Origin of the sequence: Xanthomonas sp. SS (assembly GCF_014236835.1) — a bacterium.
Classification (GTDB): Bacteria; Pseudomonadota; Gammaproteobacteria; order Xanthomonadales; family Xanthomonadaceae; genus Xanthomonas_A.
Genome location: NZ_CP051190.1, coordinates 1246806 through 1273633 on the forward strand (window position 1 = coordinate 1246806; position 26828 = coordinate 1273633).

The window sequence follows — 26828 nt, forward strand, 5'->3', positions numbered from 1 at the left end:
TTGTCCGAAGCCGTCGGGTAGACCGCTTCGCTCGTCGCGACTGAAGTCGCTCCCAAAAGCGCTCGCGGTCATCTCGCTGGGTGCACTGTGGGAGGGGCTTCAGCCCCGACGCTCGCAAGGCCTACCGATCGGAACGGCCTAAGCGATCTTCGCCGCCGCCAACGCGCGATAACGCCGATCCAGCGCATCCACCGCGTCCTGCAGCCGCTCGGCGTCGCCATCGTTCGCCACCACATCGTCGGCGATCGCCAGCCGCGCCGCGCGCGTGGCCTGCGCCGCAATCATCCGCTGCGCCAACTCGGCGGTGATGCCGTCGCGCTGCATCAGGCGCGCATGCTGCAACGCTTCTGGCGCATCGACCACCACGATCCGGTCAAGCCACGGATACGCGACGCGCGCACCTATCTCGGTCAACAACGGGATCGCCGCCACGGCATAGGGGCTGGCGGCCTCGCGGCATGCCTGCTGCATCAGCGTGCGAATCGCCGGGTGCGTGATCGCCTCCAGGTCGCGGCGTGCCACTGGATCTTCGAAGATGTGTTGGCGCAACGCGGCGCGATCGAGGCTGCCATCCTCGCGCAGAACCTGCGTGCCGAAACGAACCACGATCTGCGCCAGCGCCGGATGCCCGGGCGCGACCACCGCGCGGGCGGCTACGTCGGCATCGGCCACGACGATGCCCTTGCCCTCGAAGCGGCGGCTCAGCTCGCTCTTGCCCGAGGCCACGCCGCCGGTGAGGCCGACGATGAAATCGCTCACCGCGCCGCTCCGCTCAGCGCAGCCCGGACCAGCGCATGTAGGTATCGATGATTTCCGTGCCCCAGAAGAACACGATCCAGCCGGCGATGGCCAGATACGGCCCGAACGGAATGGGCGTGGCCCGGTCGCGGCCCTTGGCCGCCAGCCAGATCGAGCCGAGCACCGCGCCGACCAGCGAGGAGATCAGGATCGTCGGCAGGATGCCCTTCAGTCCGCACCAGGCGCCGATGGCCGCCAGCAGCTTGAAGTCGCCATGGCCCATGCCTTCCTTGCCGGTGATCTGCTTGAACAGCCACCACACCGACCACAGCGACACATAGCCGACCGCCGCGCCGAGCAGCGCCGGCTTGGCCGGCATGTACAGATTGTCCATGCTGCCGACCAGGCCGAGCCACATCAGCGGCAAGGTCAGCTGGTCCGGCAGCAAGCGAGTGCGCAGGTCGATCCCCGACATCGCGACCAGGAAACAACTGAACACGATCGCGCCGAACCCCTGCCAACCGAAGCCGAAGCGCCAGACGCTGGCGACCACCAGCAGGCTGGTCAGCATCTCCACCAGCGGGTACTGGATCGAGATCGGTGCATGGCAATGCCGGCACTTGCCGCGCAAGGCCAGCCAGCTGAACAGCGGGATGTTCTCGTACCAGGACAGCTTGTGCTTGCAGTGCGGGCAGTGCGACGGCTCGACCACGATCCCGGGCGGTGGCGGATCGTAGATGTCCGGCAGCTCCAGGATCTCGCGCGAATCGCGCTTCCACTGCCACTCCATGCGCTTGGGCAGGCGCAGGATCACCACATTGAGGAAACTGCCTACCAGCAAGCCCAGCCCCGCCGCGGCGGGAAAGCCGAGGCCGGGGTGTTGATCGAGAAATGCCATTAATGCTTATCCAACGACGGAGGCCAGCTTGAAGATGGGCAGATACATGCCGATCACCATGCCGCCGACGATGGTACCAATGAACACCATGATCAGCGGCTCGATCAGGCTGCTCAACGCATCCACCGCATTGTTCACTTCCTGCTCGTAGTACTCGGCCACCTTGAACAGCATCGCATCCAGTGCACCGGCCTCTTCGCCGATGGCGGTCATCTGGATGACCATGTGCGGAAACAGGTTGGCCTGCTTCATCGCCACGTTGACGGGGTAGCCCACCGACACGTCGTCGCGCATGCGCAGCACGACTTTCTCGTAGACGCTGTTGCCAGTGGCGCCGGCAACGATGTCTAGCGCCTCCACCAGGGGGACGCCGGCGCGGAAAGTCACGCCTAGAGTCCGCGAAAAGCGCGCAATCGAGCTGTTGTGCATGATCTGGCCGATGATCGGTACCTTCAGAATCAACCGGTCCATGCCGTGCTGCATCGATGGCGAGCGCTTGTAGGAGAAGATAAAGCCGGCGATGCTGCCAACCAGGATGATCAGCACGATCCACCAGTACGAGACCATGAACCGCGACGCGGCCACGATCATCTGGGTGAACGCCGGCAATTCCGCGCCAAACCCCTTGAATACGTCCTCGAACTGCGGGACTACCCACACCAACAGGATCGAACTGACCAGCAGGGCGACTGCCATGACCATGGCGGGGTAGAACAAGGCTTTCTTGATCTTGCCCTTCAGTGCTTCGATGTTTTCCTTATAAGCCGCAACCGTCTCCAGTACTGTTTCGAGTACACCGGCACCTTCGCCTGCCTTGACCAAATTGCGATAGAGCTCATCGAACTGGACCGGGTGCTTGCTGATCGCCTCATAGAGCGACGAGCCGCCTTCGATGTCGGTACGGACCTGATCCACCATCTTTTTCATGCGGGGGTTCTTATGCCCGCTGCCGATGATCTCCAGCGATCCCACGATGGGGACGCCGGACTTCATCATGGTCGCCATCTGGCGACTAAAGAAAGCAATGTCCTTGGGGGTGATCTTGCTGCCAGTAGAGCCGAACAGAGGTTTGGGCTTCGGCTTGACCACCGAAGGCGTGATGCCTTGGCGGCGCAACTCGGCACGCAACAGATTGGCGTTCCTGGCGGTCTGCTCGCCCTTCATCTTGATGCCGCGCTTGTCCGTCCCCTCCCAGACGAACGGCACCTGCTGGCTGGTATTGCGCGCGATGGGTTCTTTGGGTACTGCGCTACGAGTTGCGGACATCAGATGGGCTCCCCGTCCAGCCATCCCCAGGCGGACATGTAGGCATGGTATCGGTTTCCTTAGCGTCTGGCATCCGTGCCGTGTGGCCAAACTGTGTCGCCGGGGACGTGGGAGCCAAAATTCCGTCGAAGTGACGTTGTGCGTCACTTTATGACATGTCCGGGCACAGGGGAAAGCGCGTCGCAAATCTCTTATTTGCCCATGTCGGGCAGAATTCAATGAGGCATCATGCGCTCCGGGGAGCATAGGGTGGGCGTGAGGAGGTTGGCACGCAGCCTGCTTGTATCACCCGCACGTGGCGCTCTGCCGCGCGGCGTCCGAGGGGGTAAAACGCCCTGCGGGCGGAGTGTCTGCCAACTTAAACACCATCTCTAGGGGATTTACTATGAAGAAGCAGCAGGGCTTTACTCTGATCGAACTGATGATCGTGGTCGCGATCATCGCCATCCTGGCCGCCATCGCGCTGCCGGCTTACCAGAACTACGTCGCCAAGTCGCAGGTCGCCGCTGGTCTCGCTGAAATCACCCCCGGCAAAACGCAGTTCGAAGTGATGGTCAACGACGGTAAGGTCGCCACCATCACCCCCGATCTGATCGGCCTGAAGACCTCCGATCGCTGCACTGTTACCGTGAATGCTACGGAAACCGGCAGCATCACGTGCACCTTGGTGAATTCCAGCCCGAAGGTGAACAATGCAACCATAGTCTGGACCCGTGCTGCTGACGGTACCTGGGCTTGCAGCACGACGGTCAGTGACAAGGCCAAGTGGGCGCCGGCTACTTGCCAGGGCTAAAGCTTAGGCAGTGGTAGAAAAAGCCCCGCAATTGCGGGGCTTTTTTTTGGCACGCAATTTGTAGGGTAATGTGCAGGGGGGACATCAAATGCGCACAAAAGGCTTTACATTGGTCGAAATAATGATCGTTTTAGCGATCGTGGCCGTTTTGGCTGCCATCGCGATCCCGATCTACCAAAACTTCGTAGCCAAGGCGCAATTGACCACAGCGCTTGCGGAGATCGAGCCGGGCCGCTCGATGGTCGAAACTGCTCTGGCAGATGCTGCCGACCCGGCGTTGGTGACTGCCGACTACATTGGGCTTTCAGCCGCTACTGCGCGCTGTGCAAGTATTTTGGTTTCATTGAATGCAGATGGCCAGGCCACGCTGAGTTGCGATGTGATTGGTGGGAGTGTAGTGAATGGGAGAACCCTCTCCCTTCAACGTACAACCGCAGGTGTTTGGGAGTGCGACGCCTCCGCTTTCGACGCAAGATATCGCCCGAGCGGTTGCGAATGAAGCTACTCTAATGAAAGATTTCTAAGGGTTGTTAGCGATGAATGTAGCGACTTCTGCCAATCTCGTCGGCATCACCGGCATCGCGCGCCGCCTGGTTCAGGACGGCGCGCTGGAGGAAGCGGTCGCGCGCACCGCCATGGCGCATGCCGCCGAGGCCAAGATCCCGCTGCCGCAGTGGTTCTCCGAGAAGAAGCTGGTCACCGCGGCGCAGCTGGCTGCCGCCAACGCGGTGGAGTTCGGCATGCCGTTGCTGGATGTCTCGGTGTTCGACGCCAACCAGAGCGCGATCAAGCTGGTCAGCGAGGAGTTGCTGCAGAAGCATCAGGTGCTGCCGCTGTTCAAGCGCGGCAACCGGCTGTTCGTCGGGGTCAGCAATCCGACCCAGACCCGGGCGCTGGACGACATCAAGTTCCATACCAATCTGACGGTGGAGCCGATCCTGGTCGACGAGGACCAGATCCGGCGCACGCTGGAGCAGTGGCAGGCGCGCAACGATACGATCGGCAATTCGCTGGGCGGCGACGACGAGGGCATGGACAACCTCGAGGTCGGGGCCGGCGACGAGGACATGGGCGGCGGCGGCGATACCGGCGTCGATGCCAAGGGCGACGATACGCCGGTGGTCAAGTTCGTGAACAAGATGCTGGTCGACGCGATCCGTCGCGGCGCCTCGGACATCCACTTCGAGCCGTACGAGGACGACTATCGGGTGCGCTTGCGCATCGATGGCCTGCTCAAGAGCGTGGCCAAGGCGCCGGTCAAGCTCAACCAGCGCATCGCGGCGCGGTTGAAGGTGATGTCGCAGTTGGACATCGCCGAGAAGCGCGTGCCGCAGGACGGGCGCATCAAGCTCAACCTGTCCAAGAGCAAGCAGATCGACTTCCGCGTCAGCACGCTGCCGACGCTGTTCGGTGAGAAGATCGTGCTGCGTATCCTCGACGGCAGCGCGGCCAAGCTGGGCATCGACAAGCTCGGCTATGAGGAAGAGCAACAGAAGCTGTTCCTGGACGCGATCCACAAGCCGTATGGCATGGTGCTGGTGACCGGCCCGACCGGTTCGGGCAAGACGGTGTCGCTGTACACCGCGCTGGGCATCCTCAACGACGATACCCGCAACATTTCCACCGCCGAAGACCCGGTGGAAATCCGCCTGCCCGGGGTCAACCAGGTGCAGCAGAACAACAAGCGCGGCATGACCTTCGCCGTGGCGCTGCGTTCGTTCCTGCGCCAGGATCCGGACATCATCATGGTCGGCGAAATCCGCGACCTGGAGACTGCCGAGATCGCGATCAAGGCGGCGCAGACCGGCCACATGGTGCTGTCCACGCTGCACACCAACGATGCGCCGCAGACCATCGCGCGCCTGATGAACATGGGCATCGCGCCGTACAACATCACCAGCTCGGTGACGCTGGTGATCGCGCAGCGCCTGGCGCGGCGGCTATGCAACAACTGCAAGCGGCTGGCCCCGGCCATGCCGGAGAACGCGCTGTTGAAGGAAGGCTTCACCGAGGCCGAAATCGCCGCCGGCATCCAGCTGTACGAGGCGGTGGGCTGCGACGAATGCACCGAGGGCTACAAGGGCCGCACCGGCATCTATCAGGTGATGCCGATGAACGACGAGATCGCGGCGATCGTACTGCAGGGCGGCAACGCGATGGACATCGCCGATGCGGCGCAGAAGATCGGGGTCAAGGACCTGCGCCAGTCGGCGCTGATCAAGGCGCGCGCCGGCATCACCAGCTTGGCCGAGATCAATCGCGTCACCAAGGACTGAAAGGCCGGGATTCGGCATTCGGGATTGGGGATTCGTAAGAGCGGAGCTGCGGCTCCCCCATCCCCGATCCGGCTTCTACCAGGCCGAATTAGCAGAGGAATGGGGCGTCGTGGCTTTTACGAATCCCAATCCCAACTCCCCAATCCCCGCTCCTCTACTCCATCCCCAACTTCTTGAGCTTGTAGCGCAGCGCACGAAACGTGATGCCGAGCTGGGCCGCGGTGCGGGTCTTGTTCCAGCGGTTCTCTTCCAGCGCCTTCTGGATCGCGGCGCGCTCGAGTTGCTCGATGTAGGAGGGCAGGGCGGAGGAGGTCGGGTCGATGTCGACCACGCCGGGCGGCAGCGCGGGAGCGGCTTCGGCCGCGGCGCGGGCGCTATTGCCGGGCTGCGGCAGGTGCAGGTCGGCGGCGCTGATCTGGTCGTCTTCGGCCATCGCCAGGGCGCGTTCGAGGATGTTCTCCAATTCGCGCACGTTGCCAGGGAACGCGTAGCGGTTCAGCGCGTCCAGTGCCGACGGCGACAGCAGCGGAGTGACCCGGCCGTGGCTCTTGGCCAGCCGCGCCAGGATCGCCGCGGCCAGTTGCGGCAGGTCGCCGCCGCGGTCGCGCAGCGGCGGCACGCGCAGTTCGATCACGTTGATGCGGTAGTACAGGTCGTGGCGGAAGCGGCCGTCGGCGACCAGGTCGGCCAGGTCCTTGTGCGTGGCCGAGAGGATGCGCACGTCGGTCGGCACTTCGATCGAGGCACCGACCGGGCGCACCGACTTCTCCTGGATCGCGCGCAGCAGCTTGACCTGCATCGGCAGCGGCAGCTCGGCCACTTCGTCGAGGAACAGGGTGCCGCCGTGCGCGGCCTGGAACAGGCCGGCCTGGTCGGCATGGGCGCCGGTGAAGCTGCCCTTCTTGTGGCCGAAGAACTCGCTTTCCATCAGTTCGGCCGGGATCGCGCCGCAGTTGACCGGCACGAACGGCCCGGCCGCGCGCGCGCCCTGTTCGTGGATGGTGCGCGCGACCAGTTCCTTGCCGACCCCGGACTCGCCGAGGATGTAGACCGGCGCCTGGCTGCGCGCGACCTTGGCGATGGTGGCGCGCAGCACGTCCATCGCCGCCGAGGCGCCGAGCAGGCGACTGGCCTGCTCCGGCGGCGGCGCCGGCGGCGCAGCGCGTTCGTTGTTGTTGAGCTCCAGCGCGTGCCTGACCAGGCCGCGCAGCACGTGCAGGTCCACCGGCTTGCTGACGAAGTCGAAGGCGCCCGCCTTCAGCGCTTCCACCGCCAGGTCCATGCTGCCGAAGGCGGTGATCATCGCCACCGGCGTGCGCGGGTAGTGGCGGGCGATCTCGCTGACCAGTTCGATGCCATTGCCGTCGGGCAGGCGCATGTCGGTGATGCACAGGTCGTAGGGATTGCTGGCCAGCAGTTCGCGGGCTTCGGCGAGGTTGGCGGCGGTGCTGATGCGCAGCCCCATCCTGCCCAGGGTCAGCACCAGCAGCTCGCGGATGTCGCGTTCGTCGTCGACGACCAGGGCGCTTCGGGTTTCGTTCATGTGCGGAAAAGATAGCCCAGGTGCGGGGGTAGCGCCAAATTATCGACGCGACCGGGTCTTGGTGACGTGCGTCTCAACCGGAGAGCATGGTGTGCGGACCAGGCAGGACGACGCGGAAGCAGGCGCCGCCGGCCGGCACCGGGACGTACTCCAGGCGGGCCTGGTTGGCCCGGCACAGTTCGCGGGCGATATACAGGCCCAGCCCGGTGCCGTGCTCGGAGGTGGTGAAGAACGGGCGGAACAGCTGCGCGGCGACCGCTTCGGGAATGCCGGGACCGCGGTCCATCACGTCGACGATCGCGTTGCGCTCCTGCACCGCCACGCGCAGCCGCACCCTTGCTGGTTCCTCCATCACCCGGCCGTACTTGAGCGCGTTGTGCACCAGCGCGCTGAGGATCTGGTGCAGGTGCTTGGGATCGACCAGCGCGTGCACCGGCTGCGGAGCGAGGATGGCCTCCAGGCTGTCGGTCTCGATCGACAGGGTCTGCCGGTATTCGAGCACGAAGCGGCGCACGAACACGCCCAGGTCCAGGTTCTCCGGATTGGAGCGCTCGCGCCGGGCCAGCCCCAGCACGCTTTCGACGATGCCGTTGGTGCGCTGGCACTGCATATGGATGATCTGCAGCAGGCGGCGGTCGGCATCGCCGATCGCCGGCGACTCCTCGAGCAGCTGCGAGGCGTAGCTGATCGCGGCCAGCGGGTTGCGGATCTCATGCGCCAGGCTGGCCGAGAAGCGGCCCAGCGCCGACAGGGTCAGCGATTCGGCGCGCCGCGACACCACGGTCGCATCGTCCAGGAACACCAGGGTCAGGTCGCCTTCCATCAGCAGCCGGGCGAAGCGCGGCTGCACCTCGGGCTGGTCCGGCGACAGCTGCAGCGGGGTCTCTTCCTGGTTCCAGCCGTTGCGCCAGCGTTGCAGCCGCCTGCCCAGCTCGGGCGCGGCGCTGAGCAGGTCCAGGCGGCCGCTGGCGCTGTTGCCGTCGGCGTCGCCGAGCAGGGCCGAGGCGGCCTCGTTGGCCAGGGTGACGCGGTTCTGGGCGTCCACCACCAGCACCCCGGTGCGCATGCGGCGGATGATCAACTCGTTGATTTCGTAGAGATTGGCCACTTCGGCACCGCGCCGGTCGGCCAGCGTCTGGCTGCTGCGCGCGCGCTGCCCGATCTGGTAGCAGATGTAGGACACCGCCAGGTAGCTGGTGGCGAACATGGCCAGTTCGGCCAGGCTGCGGGTGCTCTCGCCGCCGTCCAGCGAGGTCCACAGGTATTCCAGCAGGGTTGCCGCAGCGGCGGTCAGGGCGACGCCGAAGCCGTAGCGCAGCGGCAGCAGCATCGCCGCGGCGGCGACATTGAACAGCAGCATCATCGCGATGCCGGCGCTGGCCGCCGGCAGCGCGTGCGCGGCCAGGGTGGCGGCGGCGATGTCCGCGGTCGCGCTGCAGAACACGATCGGGATCAGGTGGCGTTCGTTGCGGCCCCACAGCAGGAGCAGCAGCGCCACCAGCAGGTAGGCGCCGGCCAGCCCGGTCGCCAGTTGCGGGAAGCGCGGCGCGCCGACCAGCACGCTCAACGGGCTGAACACCAGCGCGGCGATCAGTCCGGCCACCAGCACCCGGTACAGCGCGAAGAAATACAGTTCGCGGCGCGGGATGGATTCGATGCGGTCGATGAGCGAGGCGCTTGTGGGCAAGCCGGACTCCAGCCAGGCGACGGACGGCGCGAGTATAGGCGTCGCGCCGGGGAATGCGATGGCAGGGGCGTACCGGTGGCGGCCGGCGCATGGCCGGGGACGGGCTGCTAACTACCGCCCGAGCCGTGTTGCGACCTCGCAGGGCAGGGTCTGCAGGGCCGCCCGCGGCGGCGCCCGGACCGGCGCTTTTGCGCCGCCGCCCAGGGTCGGCCACAATATGCGGCCCGTCCGTACCATTCCGGCCGCCCTTCCAGGCCCGGATCGCTGCGGGACGGTCGTTCCTCTTCCCACGGTGACGCATGAATTTCCACGAATACCAGGCGAAACAACTGTTTGCCGACTACGGCATCCCGGTCCCGGCCGGACGCGTCGCGTCCACGCCCGAAGAAGCTGTCGAAGCGGCCAATGCCTTGGGCAATGGCCCCTGGATGGTCAAGGCCCAGATCCACGCGGGCGGCCGCGGCAAGGCCGGCGGCGTGAAGTTCTGCAAGACCACCGACGACGTCAAGGCCGCTGCGGCCAAGATGCTCGGCACCTCGATGGAAACCTACCAGTCCGCTGGCGTGGCCCTGCCGATCAGCCTGGTGCTGGTCACCGAGGCCGGCGAGATCGCCAAGGAACTGTACCTGTCGGTGCTGGTAGACCGCGGCACCCAGTCGATCACCTACATCGCCTCGTCGGAAGGCGGCGTGGACATCGAGCAGGTCGCAGCCGAGACCCCCGAGAAGATCCAGACCCTCAACGTCAACTTTGTCGAAGGCCTGCAGCCCTATCAGGCGCGCGAGATCGGCTTCAAGCTCGGCCTCAACGCCAAGCAGGCCAACCAGCTGGCCAAGATCATGGGCGGCCTGTACACCCTGTTCAACGAAAAGGACCTGGCGCTGGTCGAACTGAACCCGCTGGCGATCCTGGACAGCGGCGACCTGTACGCGCTCGACGGCAAGGTCAACTCCGACGACAACGCCACCTTCCGCCACAAGGATCTGGCCGCCATGCGCGACAAGACCCAGGAAGACGAGGCCGAAGTGCGCGCCAGCGAGTACGACCTGAACTACGTGACCATGGACGGCAACATCGGCTGCATGGTCAACGGCGCCGGCCTGGCCATGGCCACCATGGACGTGATCGCGCTCAACGGCGGTTCGCCGGCCAACTTCCTGGATGTCGGCGGCGGCGCCACCAAGGAACGCGTGACCGAGGCGTTCAAGCTGATCCTGTCCTCGGACAAGGTCAAGGCGATCTTCGTCAACATCTTCGGCGGCATCGTCCGCTGCGACATGATCGCCGAGGGCATCATCGCCGCGGTCAAGGAAGTGGACGTCAAGGTGCCGGTGGTGGTGCGTCTGGAAGGCACCAACGTCGAGGCGGGCAAGAAGCTGCTGGCCGAATCCGGCCTGGCCATCACCCCGGCCGACGACATCAACGATGGCGCCAAGAAGGTCGTCGCAGCCGTCGCTGCCTGACGCATTCCTGGTTCGGGACGGAGCCATCTTGCCCCCTTGAGTCAAGGGGGCGGCAGCGCCGCGCAGCGGCGTTGCGGGGGTTGTGGAAGTACGCCTGAGCGGCGTTTCGCATCGCGAAATGCCGCATCGTTCCGAAGCCGACCAAATAGCAGAACTCTCAAGGACTCAAACGAATGTCTGTTTTGATCAACAAGAATACGAAGGTCATCGTGCAGGGCTTTACCGGCCAGCAGGGGACTTTCCACGCGACCCAGATGGTCGAGTACGGCACCCAGGTGGTCGGCGGCGTGACCCCGGGCAAGGGCGGCACCACCCACATCAACCTGCCGGTGTTCAACACCGTGCGCGAAGCGGTCGACGCCACCGGCGCCGATGCGTCGGTGATCTACGTGCCGCCGCCGTTCGCGGCCGACGCGATCCTGGAAGCGGCCTCGGCCGGCATCAAGGTCATCGTCTGCATCACCGAAGGCATCCCGGTGCTGGACATGCTGCGGGTCAAGAACGTGCTGAAGTCGCACCCGGACGTGACCCTGATCGGGCCGAACTGCCCCGGCGTGATCACCCCGGGCGAGTGCAAGATCGGCATCATGCCGGGCCACATCCACATGCCGGGCAAGATCGGCATCGTGTCGCGCTCGGGCACGCTGACCTATGAAGCCGTGAAGCAGACCACCGCTGCCGGCCTGGGCCAGTCCACCGTCATCGGCATCGGTGGCGACCCGATCAACGGCCTGAACTTCGTCGACTGCCTCAAGCTGTTCAACGAAGACCCGCAGACCCAGGGCATCATCATGGTCGGCGAGATCGGCGGCGACGCCGAGGAAGCCGGTGCCGAGTACATCAAGGCCCACGTCAAGAAGCCGGTCGTCGGTTTCATCGCCGGCGCCTCGGCCCCTCCGGGCAAGCGCATGGGCCACGCCGGTGCGATCGCCTCGGGCGGTTCGGGCACCGCTGCCGGCAAGTTCGCGGCGATGGAAGCCGCCGGCGTCAAGACCGTCCGCTCGCCGGGCGACCTGGGCGCGGCGATCGCTTCGCTGGTGAAGTAAGCGACACGGCGGTTGCGGCCTGCGGCGCTCAGGTGCCGCATGCTGCGACTGTTCGCTGGCGGCAATGCCGGTCGGCGTCGAACGGGGCCTCGCGAAAGCGGGGCCCTTTTTTTGTGCCGGCGTTTTTCGGTGGCGCAGCGTTTGGCGGGGGGCGCCACTAGCTTTCAGTTGGGCGGGGCTTCGCCTCCGTACCCTCACCCCAACCCCTCTCTCCCACGGGACTTCCTTCGGTCGCCGGGGGGAGAGGGGCTTGAGGCTGCAGACATTTGCGCGTGGTGTGCGGCGCTGCACTTGGCCGTATGTGTCCGCGCACCAGTCGTCCCTGAGGGACCGCCACTGGTCACTGCCGTGGCTGCCGCCGTCCCTTGGCCGCGGCGGGCGGAGGGGCGCTACGCATACTTGCCGCTCCTTCAAGCGATGACAGGAGCGGTACCGGTGAGCAGCAGATGGCGGGCAGCGATGTGTGGTGCGGGACTGGCGCTCGGCGTCGGCGGGATCTGCGCGGCGGCGCCGGGCGACTGGCCCAGCTATGCCGGCGCGCCCGGCGGCGGCCAGCATTCGCCGTTGACCCAGATCACCCCGGACAACGTGGGACGGCTGCGCATCGCCTGGTCGTTCCGGACCGGCGAACTCGGCGTGGGCCTGCCGGATCCGGAACGGCGCCGCTTCGAGGCCAACCCGCTGGTGCTGGGCGGGCGCATGTACCTGGTCACCGGCACCGGCATCGCCTTCGCGCTGGATGCGGCCAGTGGCCGCGAACTGTGGTCGTTCGACGCCAAGGTGTCGCGCGGCAAGCACTACAGCGATCCGGCCTCGCGCGGGGTGAGTTTCTGGCGCGACACGCAGGCCGCGGCAGGCGCGTGCCGCGAGCGCATCGTGTTCGGCACCCTGGATGCGCGGCTGATCGCGCTGGACGCCGCCGACGGCCGGCCCTGCGCCGGGTTCGGCGCTGCCGGCACGATCGACCTGCATGCCGGCATCGACGTGCACGACAGGCCCAGCGATGATTGGGCCAACTATGCGGTGACCTCGCCGCCGGTGGTGGCGGACGATGTGCTAGTGGTGGGCAGCTCGATCGGCGACAACCGCGGGCATGCGCTGGAGCAGGGCGTGGTGCGCGGCTACGACGCGCGCAGCGGGCGCGAGTTGTGGCGCTGGGATCCGGTGCCGCGCGATCCGGCCGCCGCGGCCGCGGCCGGCTGGCAGCCGCAGCAGGCCGCCACGGTCGGTGGCGGCAACGCTTGGGCGCCGCTGGCGGTGGATCCGGCGCTGGGGCTGGTGTACGTGCCGACCGGCTCGGCCAGTCCCGATTACTACGGCGGCGAGCGGCTCGGCGACAACCGCGATGCGAATTCGCTGGTCGCGCTGGACCTGCACAGCGGCCGCCGGGTGTGGGCGCAGCAACTGGTGCATCACGACCTGTGGGACTACGACCTGGCCTCGCAGCCGGTACTGACGACGGTGCAGACCGCGCATGGGCCGCGCGAGGCGGTGCTGCAGGCGACCAAGACCGGCTTCCTGTTCGCCTTCGACCGCCGCGACGGCAGCCCGGTATTCCCGATCAGCGAAGTGCCGGTGTCGGCGACCGACGTGCCTGGCGAGCGCATCTCGCCGACCCAGCCGATGCCCGAGCCGGCGTTGCGCCTGGCCCGGCACACGCCGCTGACCGCCGCCGATGCCTGGGGGGCGACGCCGGGCGCGCGCCGCGAATGCGAGGCGCTGATCGCCGGGCTGCGTTCGGAAGGCCTGTTCACCCCGCCCAGCGTGCGCGGCACGATCGCGTTGCCGGGCTGGGCCGGTGGCGTGAACTGGGGCGGCATCGCGGTGGACCCGCAGCGCCAACTGGCGATCATGCCGGTGTCGGACCTGCCGATGCAGGTGGCGCTGATCCCGCGCGAACGTTTCAGCGAGGCCGATCACGCGCGGCATCCCGACCAGCAGTTCAACGACATGCAAGGCACGCCGTACTACATGCGCCGCGGCATGCTGGGTTCGTCGCGCGGCATTCCCTGCGTCAAGCCGCCGTGGGGGCGGCTGGTGGCGGTGGACCTGCGCACCCGCAAGATCGCCTGGGAACGCCCGCTCGGCACGCTGGAAGAGCGGCTGCCGTGGCTGCCGCTGGACGTGGGCACGCCGCTGCTCGGCGGCGCGGTGACCACCGCCAGCGGGCTGACCTTCATCGCCGCGGCTGCCGACTCGCGTCTGCGCGCGCTCGACAGCGCCAGCGGCAAGACCCTGTGGGACGTCAAGCTGCCGGCCGGCGGTCAGGCCACGCCGTCGGTCTATGCGGTGGACGGCAAGCAGTACGTGGTGATCGCCGCCGGCGGCCGCGAGGGCATGGGCACGATGGGCGATTACGTGGTCGCCTATACGCTCGACGGCGAGGGCAAGGAGGTGGTGTTCCAGCACGGTGTGGCCGCGCGCATGGCGACGCTGGGCCTCGTCGCGCTGGCGCTGCTCGCGGGCGTGGTGGCGCTATGGCGGCGCTGGCGTCGGCGGCGCCGTGCGCGGGCTGGCAGTCGTGGCAACGGATGAAGCGATGCGCGCCGTACGGCTCCTTGTAGGAGCGGCTTCAGCCGCGACGCGGAGTCTGTCAGTGACCGGCTTCGGAGCCAGTCGGGACTGAGGTCCCTCCTGCAGTGCACCCAGCCGGCACTCGACATGCCCCTCCTTGTAGGAGCGGCTTCAGCCGCGACGCGCGGTCCGTCCGCGACCGGCTCGGGAACCTGTCGGGACTGAAGTCCCTCCCACAGTGCACCCAGCCGGCACTCGGCATGTCGCTCGTTGTAGGAGCAGCGGCTTCAGCCGCGACGCGCGGTCTGTCCGCGAACGGTTTGGAAATCTGTCGGGACTGAAGTCCCTCCTACAGTGCACCCAGCGGGCATTCGACATGCTGCTCCTTGTAGGAGCGGCTTCAGCCGCGACGTGGGGTCCGTCCGCGAGCGGCTTGGGAATCTGTCGGGACTAAAGTCCCTCCTACAGTGCACCCATCCTGCGAAGGGCACAACGTGAGGCGGGCGAGCCGGATCGTCGGCCGCGGTGCGGCGCTACACTGCGCATTGCCGTCGTGCGCATGTGTCGGCTCCGCTGCTGCTGGCGTCGCGCCGTCGGCGGCTGGCATCGGCGCGGCCGCCGCGCTTTTCCCCCTCCCGCTTCTGCAAGGTTGTCCATGTTTTCTTCCCTTCGCATCGCCATGGCCCAGTTCGATTTTCCGGTCGGCGCCGTGGCCCAGAACACCGATCGCATCATCGCGATGATCGACGAGGCCCGGGACGAGTACGGCGCCGACATCGTGCTGTTCCCGGAACTGGCGGTCAGCGGCTATCCGCCGGAGGACCTGTTGCTGCGGCCCGGCTTCCTCGCCGATTGCGAACTGGCGGTGCAGCGCATCGCGGTGCGCGTGCACGGCATCGTGGCGGTGGTCGGCTGGCCGCAGAGCGCCGGCAGCGTGGTCTACAACGCGGCCAGCGTGCTGCGCGGCGGGCAGATCGAAACTACCTACCGCAAGCGCGAACTGCCCAACTACGCGGTGTTCGACGAGCGCCGCTATTTCGATGTCGATCCAGACGGCGGCAGCTGCGTGTTCGAGGTCAAGGGCACCCAGGTCGGCCTGGTGATCTGCGAGGACCTGTGGTTTCCCGAGCCGCTGGCCGATACCGCACGCCACGGCGCCGAACTGGTGCTGGTGCCCAACGCCTCGCCCTACGAGCGCGGCAAGCATGCGCAGCGCGACGCGCTGCTGGCCGAGCGCACCCGCGAGACCGGCGTGGCGCTGGCCTATCTCAACGTCGTCGGCGGCCAGGATGCGCTGGTGTTCGACGGCGCCTCGGTGGTCGCCGACGGCGACGGCAGCGTGCATCCGGCCGCGGCGGCGTTCACCGACCAATGGCTGGTGGTGGACTACGCGACGCAGACGCGTGCGTTCACCCCGTTGCGCTGGATCGACGACGGCGACGAGAGCATGGATGCGCTGGCCTGGCGCGCGGTGGTGCGCGGGTTGCGCGATTACTGCGGCAAGAACCGGTTTTCCAAGGTGTGGCTGGGCCTGTCCGGCGGCATCGATTCGGCGCTGGTGCTGGCGATGGCGGTGGACGCGCTGGGCGCGGACAACGTCACCGCGGTGCGGCTGCCGTCGCGCTACACGGCCGACATGTCCAACGACCTGGCCGACGAGCAATGCCGCGCGCTGGGCGTGAAACTGGAGACGGTGGCGATCGAGCCGGCGTTCGAGGGCCTGCTGCAGGCGCTGGGTCCGTTGTTCGCAGGCACCCAGCCCGATGTCACCGAAGAGAACCTGCAGTCGCGCAGCCGCGGCGTGATCCTGATGGCGCTGGCCAACAAGTTCGGCGGGCTGCTGCTGACCACCGGCAACAAGAGCGAGTACGCGGTCGGCTACGCCACTATCTATGGCGACATGTGCGGGGGCTATGCGCCGCTGAAGGACCTGTACAAGACCGAGGTGTTCGGGCTGGCGAAATGGCGCAACACGGTCGGCGGCGCGCCGGTGATTCCGCCGGCGGTGATCGCGCGGCCGCCGTCGGCGGAGCTGCGCGCCAACCAGACCGACCAGGATTCGCTGCCGCCGTACGACGTGCTCGACGGCATCCTGTATCGCTACGTCGACCAGGAGGAATCGCGCGACGAGATCGTCGCCGCCGGCTACGCCGCCGAGGTGGTCGATCACGTGGTGCGGCTGGTGCGCATCACCGAATGGAAGCGGCACCAGGCCGCGCCGGGGCCGAAGGTGTCGCGCCGCGCGTTCGGGCGCGAACGGCGTTATCCGATCACCAATGGGTATCATCAGGGCTAGCCAGGGCGGCGCGGCGGCCACGCGGCGTCTCTTGGTGGGGGGCGGATCGGCTGCGGTGGGTGTCGGTCGCGGCTGAAGCCGCTCCTACAGGGGGCGGCAGGGAGGCGGCCAACGCGTCTGCCTCGGTGGTCCGTGCCGGGCGGCGCGCTACCGGTTCGCGCGAATGCGCTTGCCAATCCCGACTCCCGATTCCCCAATCCCGGTTCTTCAAACCGCCTGCAGCAACCGCAACCCGAACGCATCGTCCTGCGCGTTCCAGCCGTGGCTGACGCGCAGGCCGGCGGCCGCGGCCATTTCGCCGAAGCTCTGGTCGCTGTACTTGTGGCTGTATTCGACCTGCATCGCTTCGCCGGCGGCGAAGTCGAAGCGGTGTCCGGCCACGTGCACCTGTTGTGCGCGCTGGCTGACCAGGAAGGTCTCGATGCGCTGGCGCTCGCGCGCGTACACCGCGTGGTGGCGAAACTGCGCCAGGTCGAAATCGCTGCCGATCTCGCGGTTGAGGCGGCGCAGCAGGTTCAAGGTGAACTCGGCGGTGACGCCGGCCGCGTCGTTGTAGGCCGCTTCCAACACCGCAGGATCCTTGTCCAGATCGATGCCGATCAGCGCGCAGCCGTCGTGGTGCATGGTTTCGCGCATCGAGCGCAGCAGCTGGATGCCGTCGTCACGGGTGAAGTTGCCCAGCGTGGAGCCGGGAAAGAACACCAGGGTGCGGCGCGCGCTGCGCTGCGGCGCCGGCAGCGCTACCGGTGCGGTGAAGTCGGCGCAGACCGGCAGCATCTGGATGCGCGGGAAGCGCTCGGCCAGGCGCGCGGTGCTGGACATCAGCATGTCGCGCGAGATCTCGATCGGGGTGTAGGCTACCGGCTCGCGCAGGCCTTCCAGCAGCAATTCGGTCTTGCGCCCGCTGCCGCTGCCCAGCTCCACCACGTGCGCACCTAGGCCCACCGCCTGCGCGATCGACGGCATCCGCGCTTCCAGCAGAGCCAGCTCGGTGCGGGTCAGGTAGTACTCGGGCTGGCGGGTGATCGCTTCGAACAGGCGCGAGCCTTCGGCGTCGTAGAAATACTTGGACGGCAATTGCTTGGGACTGCGCGACAGCCCGGCGATCGCGTCGGCGGCGATGTCGTCCGGTTGCGGATGCAGGTCGGTGAGCGCAGCTTCGGTCAGTGCGCGGGCGGTCGCAGCGTTCATGCGGGATCCTTGGCCAGGCGTACGCCGGCGAATTGCCAGCGCGCATCGGAGGGAAAGAAGTTGCGGTAGCTGGCGCGGATGTGGTCGTGCGGCGTCGCGCAGCTGCCGCCACGCAACACCCACTGCGCGTTCATGAATTTGCCGTTGTATTCGCCCAGCGCGCCCGACCACGGGCGGAAGCCGGGGTAGGCCAAGTAGGCGCTGCCGGTCCATTCCCAGACATCGCCGAACAACTGCTGCAGGCCGGCCTCGCCCTGCGCGGCGGACTGCGGATGCAGCGTGTCGGCATCGACGAAATTGCCGTCGATGGCCACACCGGTGGCGGCCTGTTCCCATTCGGCTTCGGTCGGCAGCCGGGCGCCGGCCCAGCGCGCGTAGGCGTCGGCTTCGAACAGGCTGATGTGGCAGACCGGCGCATGCGGATCGCGCTCGCGCCAGCCGCCCAGGGTGAACTCGCGCACGCCGTCGGCATGCCAGTACAGCGGCCGCTGCCAGTCCTCGGCGTTGCGCCGCGCCCAGCCATCGCTGAGCCACAGGGCGACGTTGAGGTAGCCGCCGTCGGCGATGAACTGCGCGTACTCGGCATTGCTCACCGGACGGCTGGCCAGCGCATGCGCCGGCACCAGCACGCGGTGCCGCGGCGACTCGTTGTCGTAGGCGAAGGCCGCGTGCGCCGGCCAGCCGGGCGCGCCGATCTCGCACAGCTGTTCGTCGCGCTGGATCCAGCGCAAGGTTCGCGCCGGCGCGTGCGCCATGGCCAGGTCGTCGCGATAGGCCGGGGCCAGCGGGTTGCTCCAGAACGCGTGCTTGATGTCGGTCAGCAGCAGCTCCTGATGCTGCTGCTCGTGGTGCAGGCCCAGTTCCAGCACCTGCAGCGTCTGCGCCGACAGGTCGCCGGCCTGCAGCCGCGCCAGCACCCGCGCCTCGACCTCGGCGCGGTAGTCGCGCACCTGCGCCATGGACGGGCGCGACAGCACGCCGCGGCGCGGCCGCGCATGCATCGGGCCGACGCTCTGGTAGTAGCTGTTGAACAGGTAGTCCCACTGCGGATCGATTGCGCGGTAGTCCGTGTCGGCGGCCAGCACGAAGCGTTCGAAGAACCAGGTGGTATGCGCCAGATGCCATTTCGCCGGACTGGCGTCGTCCATGCTCTGCACCATCGCGTCTTCCTCGCTCAGCGGCGCGGCGAGCAGGCTGGTGTGCTGGCGCACGCTGCGGAAACGCGTCGCCAGCGGCACGCTGGACGCTGCGGGCGAGGGGGATGCCGCCGGGGAGGTCGCTTGCATCCGGCAAGCTTAGGGGAAGACCGTGAACATGCCGTCATGCGTGGTGGAACGTCGCGTTACGCTAGCGCCTGTTCATGCGATGGGAGCCTTCCTCTCCCGATCGCGCCAACCGGCCCGACCGCACATGTCCACGCCAGACCCATCCCACGCATTCATGCCCGCATCCGCGGCCGGCGCCGCCGCGCCGGCCGGCTTGCTCGACCTCGCCGAGGCGGCGCAGGCCTTCGTCCTCCCCGAGGGAGTGCGCTATCTGGATACCGCCAGCAAGGGCCCGCGGCTGGCCAGCGTGCTTGCCGCCGGACAGGCGGCGCTGGCCGCTTCGATCGCGCCGTGGACGCTGTCGTTCGACGCCTGGCGCGCGCAGATCGAGACCCTGCGCGGCCTGGCCGCCGCCACGCTGTTCGAAGGCGACGTCGACGGCTTGGCGATGCTGCCCTCGGCCGCCTACGGCCTGGCCACCGCGGCGCGGCAATTGCCGCTGGCGGCCGGTGACGCGGTGCTGCTGCTCGACGGCCAGTTCCCGTCGAACCTGTTGCTGTGGCAGCAGCGCTGCGCCGAGACCGGCGCGCACCTGGCGGTGGTGCGGCGCGGGCCGCAACAGGACTGGACCGAAGCGGTGCTGGCGGCCTTGGACGCTGAGCCGCGGGTGCGCATTGCGACACTGCCCAATGCCTACTGGCGCGACGGCGCGCTGCTGGACCTGGACCGCATCGCCGCGCGCGTGCATGCGGCGGACGCGGCGCTGGTGCTGGACCTGAGCCAGAGCCTGGGCGTGCTGCCGGCGCGGCTGGCGGCGTGGCGGCCGGACTTCGTAGTGGCGGTCGGGCACAAGTGGCTGCTGGGGCCGATGGGGCTGGCTTGGTTGTGGGCGGCGCCGCATTGGCGCGCGCAGGGCGTGCCGATCGAACACCATTGGCAGGCCCGCGATCCCGGCGCCGACTGGAATTTCCCGGTCGAGGCGCCGCCGCCGTTCCGCACCGGCGCGCGCCGCTTCGATGCCGGCGGCGTGGCCGAGCCGCTACGGCTGGCGATGGCTACTGCGGCGCTGCAGCAGCTGCAGCATTGGCAGCCGGAACGGATCGCGGCGCGGCTGGGCGCACTCGGTGCGGCGTTCGAGGATGAGTTGCAGGCGCAAGGTGCCGGCGATTGGACCGTGCCTGGACATGCGCCGCACCTTGGCGCGCTGCGTCCGCCTGCAGCGGCGATGCAGGGGTTGCTGCCCTGGCTGCAGCGCGCGCAGGTGATCTGCACGCATCGCCACGGTGCGTTGCGCATCGCGCCGTACCTGCAGCTGACGCCGGAGGCGATGCGTGGGCTGGCGCGCGAGATGGTCGCTGCGGCGCGCGGGTGAGCGGTGGCTTTGATCGTTTCTGGAAGAATTTTTGGCTAGCCTGCTGGGTGAACTGTAGGAGGGGCTTCAGCTCCGACAGATAGCCGAAACCACGCGAGTTCCAACTTTGTTCGTCGCGACTGAAGTCGCTCCCACAGGGAGTTTGCGGTGGGCTTGTTGGGTTGCACTGGGGCGAAGGTTTTTCAGCCCCGACAGTGACCGGCCTGGGCAGGTCTGTCACTTCGTTCGTCGCGGCTGAAGCCGCTCCTACAGGGACTGCGGTGCCTGATGGTGCACTTGTAGGAGGGGCTTCAGCCCCGACAGATAGCCAAAACCACGCGGGTTCCGACTTCGCTCGTCGCGACTGAAGTCGCTCCCACAGAGGCTTGCAGTGGGCTTGATGGGGTGCGCTGGGGTGGAGGTTTTTCAGCCCCGACAGTGACCGCCTGGGCAGGTCTGTCACTTCGTTCGTCGCGGCTGAAGCCGCTCCTACAGGGACTGCGGTGCCTGATGATGCACTTGTAGGAGGGGCTTCAGCCCCGACAGATAGCTGAAACCACGCGGGTTCCGACTCCGCTCGTCGTGGCTGAAGCCGCTCCTACAGGGACTGCGGTGCCTGATGGTGCACTTGTAGGAGGGGCTTCAGCCCCGATAGATAGCTGAAACCACGCGGGTTCCGACTCCGCTGGTCGCGGCTGAAGCCGCTCCTACAGGGGGCCTGCGGCGAGTCGGCTGGGTGCACTGTGGGAGGGACTTCAGTCCCCACGGGTTCCGAAGCCGATGGCTCGTCGGTGCCATGGTGTGATCGATGGCCGAGCGCACGAGTGCTTTCGCTGTCGCGCCGATGAGCGGCGCCTGGACGCGCCGGCCTCAGCGCCGCGCCGCCAGGCGCAGGCCGCGCGGGGTCAGCCAGCGCTCCAGGCCCTCGAACAGCGCCTGCACCAGCAGCGCCAGCGCTGCCGCCGGCACCGCGCCTTCCAGGATCAGGCCGATGTCGTCCAGGCGGATGCCGGTGAGGATCGGCTGGCCGTAGCCGCCGGCGCCGATCAGCGCGCCCAAGGTGGCGGTGCCGACGTTGATCACCGCCGCGGTCTTGATCCCGGCCAGGATGGTGCGCAAGGCCAGCGGCAGTTCGATCCGCCACAGCCGGGTGCCCGGCGGCAGGCCGATCGCCGCGGCGGTCTCGCGCAACTCGCGGGCGATGCCGGTCAGGCCGGCATGGGTGTTGCGCACGATCGGCAGCAGGCTGTACAGGAACAGCGCGGCGATCGCCGGTTTGGCACCGATGCCGAACAGCGGGATCATGAACACGAACACCGCCAGCGACGGCAGCGTCTGCAATACCCCGGTCAGCGACAGCACCACCTGGCCGAGCCGCGGCCGATAGGCGGCGAGAATGCCCAGTGGCAGCGCCACCAGCAGGGCCAGGCCCAGCGACAGGCCGACCAGCGCCAGGTGTTCGCGCGTGCGTTGCAGCAGGCGCGTCAGCCTGGTGTCCTGCGCCGGCGCGGCGATGCCCAGCCAGCGCGCGGCGATCGCGCTTTCGGCGCGCTTGTCCAGCTTCGCCTCGGCATTGAGCCGTTGCATCGTCGCCGCGTCGATGCGCCCGCCCAGGCCATCCAGCGCCTGCACGAAGCGCGGCGCGCGCTGCGCCAGGTCGCTGCGATACAGGAACACCGCGGCGTAGCGCGGAAAGTAGCGGTGGTCGTCCTGCAGCACCAGCAGGTCGTGCGCCGGGATCTCGGCGTCGGTGCTGTACAGGTCGGTGAGGTCGATCGCGCCGCTGTCCAGCGCGCGGTAGGCCAGGTCGTGGTCCAGCCCGGTCGGCGTCTGCGGCAGCCGGTAGGCATCGCGCACCCCCGGCCAGCCGTCGGCGCGCGACACGAACTCGTTGCTGAGCCCGAGCTTCAGCGACGGATGCGCGGCCAGGTCGGAGATGCGGGCGATGCCCAGCGCCTGCGCGCGCTGCCGGCGCATGCCGAACGCGTAGGTGTTGTCGAAGCCCAGCGGCGCGCTCATCGCCAGGCCGCGCTGGGCCAGGGCGCGGCGCAGCGCGGCATCGTCGGCATCGGGCAGTTGCAGCAGTTCCGTGGCCAGGGTGCCGGTGTATTCGGCATAGGCGTCGATCGAGCCCTGCTCCAGCGCGCGCCACAGGATGCGGGTGCCGCCGAGCTGGCGTCGGTGTTCGACCTCCACTCCGGCCTGGCGTCCGGCGCCGGCGGCGATCTCGCCGAGCACCACCGCCTCGGTGAAGTTCTTCGAGCCGACCACCACCTTCTCCGGCGCCGCCGCAGCGCTGCCGGCGAGCAGGGCGAGCGCCGCCGCGAGCACGAGCAGCGCGGCAACGCGGCGTCGCATCGAGGCCATCACCGCGCATCCTCCAGCGTGCGCTGCGCGTGCAGGAACTGGCCGACGAACGGCTCCGCGGGCGCATCCAGCAGATCGCGCACGCTGCCTTCCTGCACGACGTGGCCGTTGCGCATCAGCACCAGGGTGTCGCCCAGGTAGGCGGCCTCGGCGACGTCGTGGGTCACCAGCACCACGGTCTTGCCGAGCAGCGCGAACAGTTCGCGCATCTGCGTCTGCAGTTCGTGGCGCACGATCGGGTCGAGCGCGCCCAGCGGTTCGTCCAGCAGCAGCACCGGCGGGTCCAGCAGCAGCGCGCGGATCAGGCCCACGCGCTGGCGCTGGCCGCCTGACAGTTCGGCCGGATAGCGCGCCAGCAAGGCCTCGGGCAGGCGGCACAGCGAGGCCAGCTCGTGCAGCCGCGCGTCGATCCGCGGCCGCGCCCAGCCCAGGGTCTGCGCAAGCAGGGCGGCGTTGTCGCGCGCGCTCAGGTGCGGGAACAGCCCGCCTTCCTGGATCACGTAGCCGATGCGGCGGCGCTGCGCCAACAAGGTGTCCCGGCGCAGCGGTTCGCCTTGGAAGCGCACCTCGCCGGTGTCCGGCCATTCCAGCCCGAGCAGCATGCGCAACACGCTGGACTTGCCGGCGCCGCTGGGCCCGATCAGCGCGGTGGTGCGGCCCGGGGCGATGCGCAGATCGACCCGGTCCAGCGCAAGTGCGTCGCCGTAGCGGCGGGTGACCCGATGCAGTTCGAACATGCGCCCAAGCATAGCCGGGCCGCGGCGCATGGCGCGCGAAGGCAGCGCGCGGCTGGCGCGCTCAATCGGCGAAATCGGTCAGCAGCTGCAACGTCGGCTTCGGCCGCGCCAGGTCGTACATCAGCCCGAAGTGGCTTTCCACGCCCTGCAGATTGGTCTGGTCGAGCAGTTCGTAGAGATTGATCTCGGCGACCACGTCGGCGTAGTCGCTCTGCAGCGTGCGCACGATCTGCGCCACGCTGTCGTAGCAGGCGCCGTCGCCGGCATGGCCGCCGTCGCTGTTGCCGGCGTAGACCTCGGCGCAGTTGACCTCGTTGAAGAACACCTTGCCGCCGTACTTCTGCGCCGCGCCGCGCATCTGCCCCAGGTACAGGTCCATCCAGTAACCGCGATCGTGGTGGAACGGGTAGTAGTGGAAGCTGATGTGGTCGAAATCGAAACCCGAGGCCTTGGCCATGTCCAGGAACCACAGCGAGCCGCGGCGGTCGCCGGGGCAGCGCGCGGTCGCCGAATGGTCGTCGCTGTTGCAGGCGGTGATGTTGATGGTGAATTCCAGGCCGGCGCCGAGTTCGTCGGAGGCCTGTTTCATGCCGCGGTACATCGCGGTCATCGCATCGATGCGCGCCTGCGCGCCGTCGCGGCTGTAGTCCTGCTCGTTGCCGATCTCCCACAGCTTGATGTCGGCGGCATAGCGCCGCGCCAGCTGGTAGCCGATCTCGCGCGACATCGGGTACACCATCGGCCGCAAGGCGATGCGGTACTGGCGCGACAGCGCCACCAGCCGGTCGAGCACGGCGAAGTTGCGCGGGTCCACGTCGAAGCGGTAGCTGCGCAGATTGCGCCGGTCGAGCAACTGGAACACCGCCTCGGCTTGGCTCAGCGGATAGGCGGGGCGGTCGTCGTGGCCGTTGATCCCGAACACGATGGCCGGCGCGGCGGCGCTGCGCTCGGCGGCGCCGGCGGGCAGGGCGCCGGCGGCGAGTGCGACTAACAGGAGTAGCAGTGGGGCGGACAAGCGGGGCATGGCGCGTCTCCTGGCAGGGCCGGCGAGCGCTGTGGCGACGGGCGGTGCCGTGGGGACACAGCGGCGGCGGGTGGGTCGGTCGAGCCTAGCAAGCGGCGGTTGCGCTCGGCGCGCAGCGGCTGGGCGCTGCACCACAGATCGCGCCACTGGTGTCGGCCTGCGCCAGTGGCCGGGGGCGCATGTCCAGGCCGCTGTCGCTGGCGGCTGCCCGGACAGCCGCGGTCCTGCCTGGACGCAGGCGGCGCAGCCGGGCCGGCGACCGCGCGCCGGCATGCCTTGGCGGCCAAACGAAAAAGGGGCCTCACGGCCCCTGTTTTCTTGCACCCGGCAGGCTGGCTCAGTTGGCCATCTGCGAGTTGGACTGCCCGGTGGAGGCGGACTTCTCGCCGGCGAACGGGTTCAGCTTGCGGATCATCCACGGGTACTTCGGCCAATGGCCGGTCAGCCACGGATGCTTGGGATCGTTGAGTTCCAGCACCCGGCGCGCGTCGTCGGCCAGCGGCTTGTTGCCCAGGTGGGTGTAGGCGTCGGCCAGCACCGCCACCGCGTCGTACTGGTAGGCGCTCTGCGGGTAGGTTTCCAGCAGGTAGGTGGCGCGGCCGGCGGCCGACACCCAGGCGTTGCGGCGCAGGTAGTACAGCGCGTTGTCCAGCTCGTGCTGGGCGAACACGTTGCGCAGCGCGATCATGCGCTGGCGCGCGTCGGCGGCGTAGCGGCTGTTCGGATAGCGCTCGGCGACGATGTTGAAGTCGGCGTAGGCCTGCTGCGGCGTGGACAGGTCGCGGCGGCTCGGGTCCAGCGACCACACCCGGCGCAGGAACACCGTGTCGCGGTTGGAGTTGGACAACCCGCGCAGGTAGTACATGTAGGAGATGTTGCGGTGGGTCGGGTAGGTGCGGATGAAGCGGTCGATGCTGGACACCGCGTCGTCGTGCTTGCCGGCCTTGTACTGGGCGTAGGCGGACTCGATCATCGCCTGTTCGGTGTACTGGCCGTAGGGGTATTGCGCGATCAGGCGCTTGAAGCTGCCTTCGGCGCCGGCCCAGTTGCCGGTCTGCATCTGCGTGTGCGCCTTCTGGTACAGCTGTTCCACCGGCATCCCTTCTTCGGGATTCTTGTTCTTCTGGCGGTGGCAACCCGTTGCCACGACGACCATGACCAGCATCAGGGCGATGAAACGGACGTGCGCGGAGAGCGGGACGGAGCGTCGGATCATGGGTTCGGGCAGGACACGTCAGGAATACGAAGGGGCGATGATAGCCTAGTGGCCTGTCCGGCGACTGACTATGGCCGCCGCGACCCTCCCTTTCCGACGTAGCCGTGCCCTTTTCATGCCCAATACCCTCCCGGACACCCCTGAGGACGCCGTCTCCGACGGCCCGCGCCAGGCGCGCGTGCCCGATCACGCCGCCGGCCGCCGCTTCGACGCGGTCCTGGCCGAGCTGTTTCCCGAATTCTCGCGTTCGCGCCTGGCCGAATGGATCAAGTCCGGCGACGCGCTGCTGGACGGCGCCCAGGCGCGGCCGCGCGACGCCCTGCGCGGCGGTGAGATCGCCAGCCTGCATGCGGTGCTGGAGACCCAGACCCATGCGCTGCCGGAGGACATCCCGCTGGAGGTGCTGTACGAGGACGACCAGGTCATCGTGCTGAACAAGCCGGCCGGGCTGGTCGTACATCCGGGCGCCGGCAACCCCAGCGGCACCCTGGTCAACGCCCTGCTGTACTTCGATCCGTCGCTGGCGTCGCTGCCGCGCGCCGGCATCGTGCACCGCCTGGACAAGGACACTAGCGGCGCCATGGTGGTGGCGCGGACCCTGCCGGCGCACACCTCGCTGGTGGCGCAGCTGTCGGCGCGCGACGTGCACCGCCAGTACCTGGCGGTGGTGGCCGGGCCGCTGGTCTCCGGCGGCACCGCCAATGCGCCGATCGACCGCCACCCGCGCGACCGCCTGCGCATGGCGGTGCGCGAGGACGGCCGCGACGCGGTCACCCATTACCGGCTGCGCGAGCGCTTCCGCGCGCATACCGCGCTGGAATGCCGCCTGGAGACCGGGCGTACCCACCAGATCCGCGTGCACATGGCGCATCTGAAGCACCCGATCATCGGCGATCCGCTGTACGGCGGCCCGCTGAAACTGCCCAAGGGCGCGACCGAGGAGCTGATCGCCGAATTGCGCGGTTTCAAGCGCCAGGCGCTGCATGCCGAGACGCTGGAGTTCAAGCACCCCACCCACGGCGAGCCGGTGCGCGCCACCGCCGCGGTGCCGGCCGACCTGCTGCGCCTGCTGGCCGCGCTGCGCGTCGATTCGCGGCTGGCCGCCGAGCAGGCGCGGCGCTGAGCATGGCGCCGGTAGGCGAGGGCAGGCCGGACGC

The 26828-nt window shown here is 68.1% G+C and carries 20 protein-coding genes; 9 read left to right on the top strand and 11 right to left on the bottom strand.

From position 1 onward, the window contains the following. Positions 1-138: 138 nt before the first annotated feature. The 3 genes from coaE to HEP74_RS05260 are packed head-to-tail and all read right to left on the bottom strand — an operon-like array spanning position 139 to position 2902. Positions 139-759 carry a dephospho-CoA kinase gene (gene coaE / locus HEP74_RS05250; RefSeq protein WP_185815506.1) on the bottom strand — a complete coding sequence of 207 codons (621 nt, stop codon included), beginning with the start codon at positions 757-759 and terminating at the stop codon, positions 139-141. Between the two features lie 13 nt (positions 760-772). Further along, positions 773-1636 carry a prepilin peptidase gene (locus HEP74_RS05255; RefSeq protein WP_046978035.1) on the bottom strand — a complete coding sequence of 288 codons (864 nt, stop codon included), beginning with the start codon at positions 1634-1636 and terminating at the stop codon, positions 773-775. A 6-nt stretch (positions 1637-1642) separates the two neighbouring features. Continuing rightward, entirely contained in the window at positions 1643-2902 is a 1260-nt protein-coding gene (locus HEP74_RS05260; RefSeq protein WP_185815507.1) for a type II secretion system F family protein, read from the bottom strand. A 385-nt stretch (positions 2903-3287) separates the two neighbouring features. Between HEP74_RS05260 and HEP74_RS05265 the strand changes: the two genes are divergently transcribed. The 3 genes from HEP74_RS05265 (at position 3288) to pilB (ending at position 5971) form a co-directional block, all read left to right on the top strand. Continuing rightward, the gene (locus HEP74_RS05265) at positions 3288-3695 is read left to right on the top strand and encodes a pilin (RefSeq protein ID WP_185815508.1); all 408 of its coding nucleotides are present in this window, start codon (positions 3288-3290) and stop codon (positions 3693-3695) included. An 88-nt stretch (positions 3696-3783) separates the two neighbouring features. After that, a complete protein-coding gene (locus HEP74_RS22015) occupies positions 3784-4194 on the top strand; it encodes a pilin (RefSeq protein ID WP_185815509.1) in 411 nt (136 codons plus the stop codon). A 37-nt stretch (positions 4195-4231) separates the two neighbouring features. Beyond that, positions 4232-5971, top strand: a complete 1740-nt coding sequence (gene pilB, locus HEP74_RS05275; protein ID WP_185815510.1) for a type IV-A pilus assembly ATPase PilB — start codon at positions 4232-4234, stop codon at positions 5969-5971. A 154-nt stretch (positions 5972-6125) separates the two neighbouring features. Here the strand turns inward: pilB and HEP74_RS05280 are convergent, their stop codons facing one another. Both HEP74_RS05280 and HEP74_RS05285 read right to left on the bottom strand, forming a co-directional pair. Then, positions 6126-7514, bottom strand: a complete 1389-nt coding sequence (locus HEP74_RS05280) for a sigma-54-dependent transcriptional regulator (RefSeq protein ID WP_185815511.1) — start codon at positions 7512-7514, stop codon at positions 6126-6128. Positions 7515-7587: 73 nt separating this feature from the next. Next, a complete protein-coding gene (locus HEP74_RS05285) occupies positions 7588-9201 on the bottom strand; it encodes a sensor histidine kinase (protein ID WP_185815512.1) in 1614 nt (537 codons plus the stop codon). A gap of 299 nt (positions 9202-9500) precedes the next feature. Here HEP74_RS05285 and sucC point away from each other — a divergent pair, with 299 nt between their 5' ends. The 4 genes from sucC (at position 9501) to HEP74_RS05305 (ending at position 16520) form a co-directional block, all read left to right on the top strand. Continuing rightward, positions 9501-10664 (top strand): ADP-forming succinate--CoA ligase subunit beta, encoded by a 1164-nt coding sequence (gene sucC, locus HEP74_RS05290; protein WP_179566646.1) that lies wholly within the window; start codon positions 9501-9503, stop codon positions 10662-10664. 173 nt (positions 10665-10837) lie between these two features. Next, positions 10838-11710 carry a succinate--CoA ligase subunit alpha gene (gene sucD / locus HEP74_RS05295; RefSeq protein ID WP_179566644.1) on the top strand — a complete coding sequence of 291 codons (873 nt, stop codon included), beginning with the start codon at positions 10838-10840 and terminating at the stop codon, positions 11708-11710. Positions 11711-12145: 435 nt separating this feature from the next. Beyond that, positions 12146-14245, top strand: a complete 2100-nt coding sequence (locus HEP74_RS05300; RefSeq protein ID WP_185815513.1) for a pyrroloquinoline quinone-dependent dehydrogenase — start codon at positions 12146-12148, stop codon at positions 14243-14245. Positions 14246-14879: 634 nt separating this feature from the next. Beyond that, positions 14880-16520, top strand: coding sequence for an NAD+ synthase (locus tag HEP74_RS05305; RefSeq protein WP_185815514.1), 1641 nt, complete (start codon positions 14880-14882; stop codon positions 16518-16520). 207 nt (positions 16521-16727) lie between these two features. Here HEP74_RS05305 and egtD read toward each other — a convergent pair whose 3' ends face one another. Together egtD and egtB are read right to left on the bottom strand one after the other, a co-directional pair. Further along, entirely contained in the window at positions 16728-17711 is a 984-nt protein-coding gene (gene egtD, locus HEP74_RS05310) for an L-histidine N(alpha)-methyltransferase (RefSeq protein WP_185815515.1), read from the bottom strand. After that, positions 17708-18997, bottom strand: a complete 1290-nt coding sequence (gene egtB, locus HEP74_RS05315) for an ergothioneine biosynthesis protein EgtB (RefSeq protein WP_185815516.1) — start codon at positions 18995-18997, stop codon at positions 17708-17710. The genes egtD and egtB overlap by 4 nt, the downstream gene beginning before the upstream one ends. 154 nt (positions 18998-19151) lie before the next feature. Here egtB and HEP74_RS05320 point away from each other — a divergent pair, with 154 nt between their 5' ends. Beyond that, positions 19152-20348: an aminotransferase class V-fold PLP-dependent enzyme gene (locus HEP74_RS05320; protein ID WP_185815517.1), complete on the top strand. Its 1197-nt coding sequence runs from the start codon at positions 19152-19154 to the stop codon at positions 20346-20348. A gap of 849 nt (positions 20349-21197) precedes the next feature. Here HEP74_RS05320 and HEP74_RS05325 read toward each other — a convergent pair. From HEP74_RS05325 to bamD, 4 genes are all read right to left on the bottom strand, one after another. Continuing rightward, positions 21198-22685 carry an ABC transporter permease/substrate-binding protein gene (locus HEP74_RS05325; RefSeq protein ID WP_185816510.1) on the bottom strand — a complete coding sequence of 496 codons (1488 nt, stop codon included), beginning with the start codon at positions 22683-22685 and terminating at the stop codon, positions 21198-21200. A gap of 8 nt (positions 22686-22693) precedes the next feature. Beyond that, positions 22694-23431, bottom strand: coding sequence for an ATP-binding cassette domain-containing protein (locus tag HEP74_RS05330; RefSeq protein ID WP_185815518.1), 738 nt, complete (start codon positions 23429-23431; stop codon positions 22694-22696). 61 nt (positions 23432-23492) lie between these two features. Beyond that, positions 23493-24455, bottom strand: a complete 963-nt coding sequence (locus tag HEP74_RS05335; RefSeq protein ID WP_524540768.1) for a glycoside hydrolase family protein — start codon at positions 24453-24455, stop codon at positions 23493-23495. Positions 24456-24792: 337 nt separating this feature from the next. Continuing rightward, entirely contained in the window at positions 24793-25671 is an 879-nt protein-coding gene (gene bamD, locus HEP74_RS05340; RefSeq protein ID WP_185815519.1) for an outer membrane protein assembly factor BamD, read from the bottom strand. A gap of 115 nt (positions 25672-25786) precedes the next feature. Between bamD and rluD the strand changes: the two genes are divergently transcribed. Beyond that, entirely contained in the window at positions 25787-26794 is a 1008-nt protein-coding gene (gene rluD / locus HEP74_RS05345) for a 23S rRNA pseudouridine(1911/1915/1917) synthase RluD (RefSeq protein ID WP_185815520.1), read from the top strand. Positions 26795-26828 lie beyond the last annotated feature (34 nt).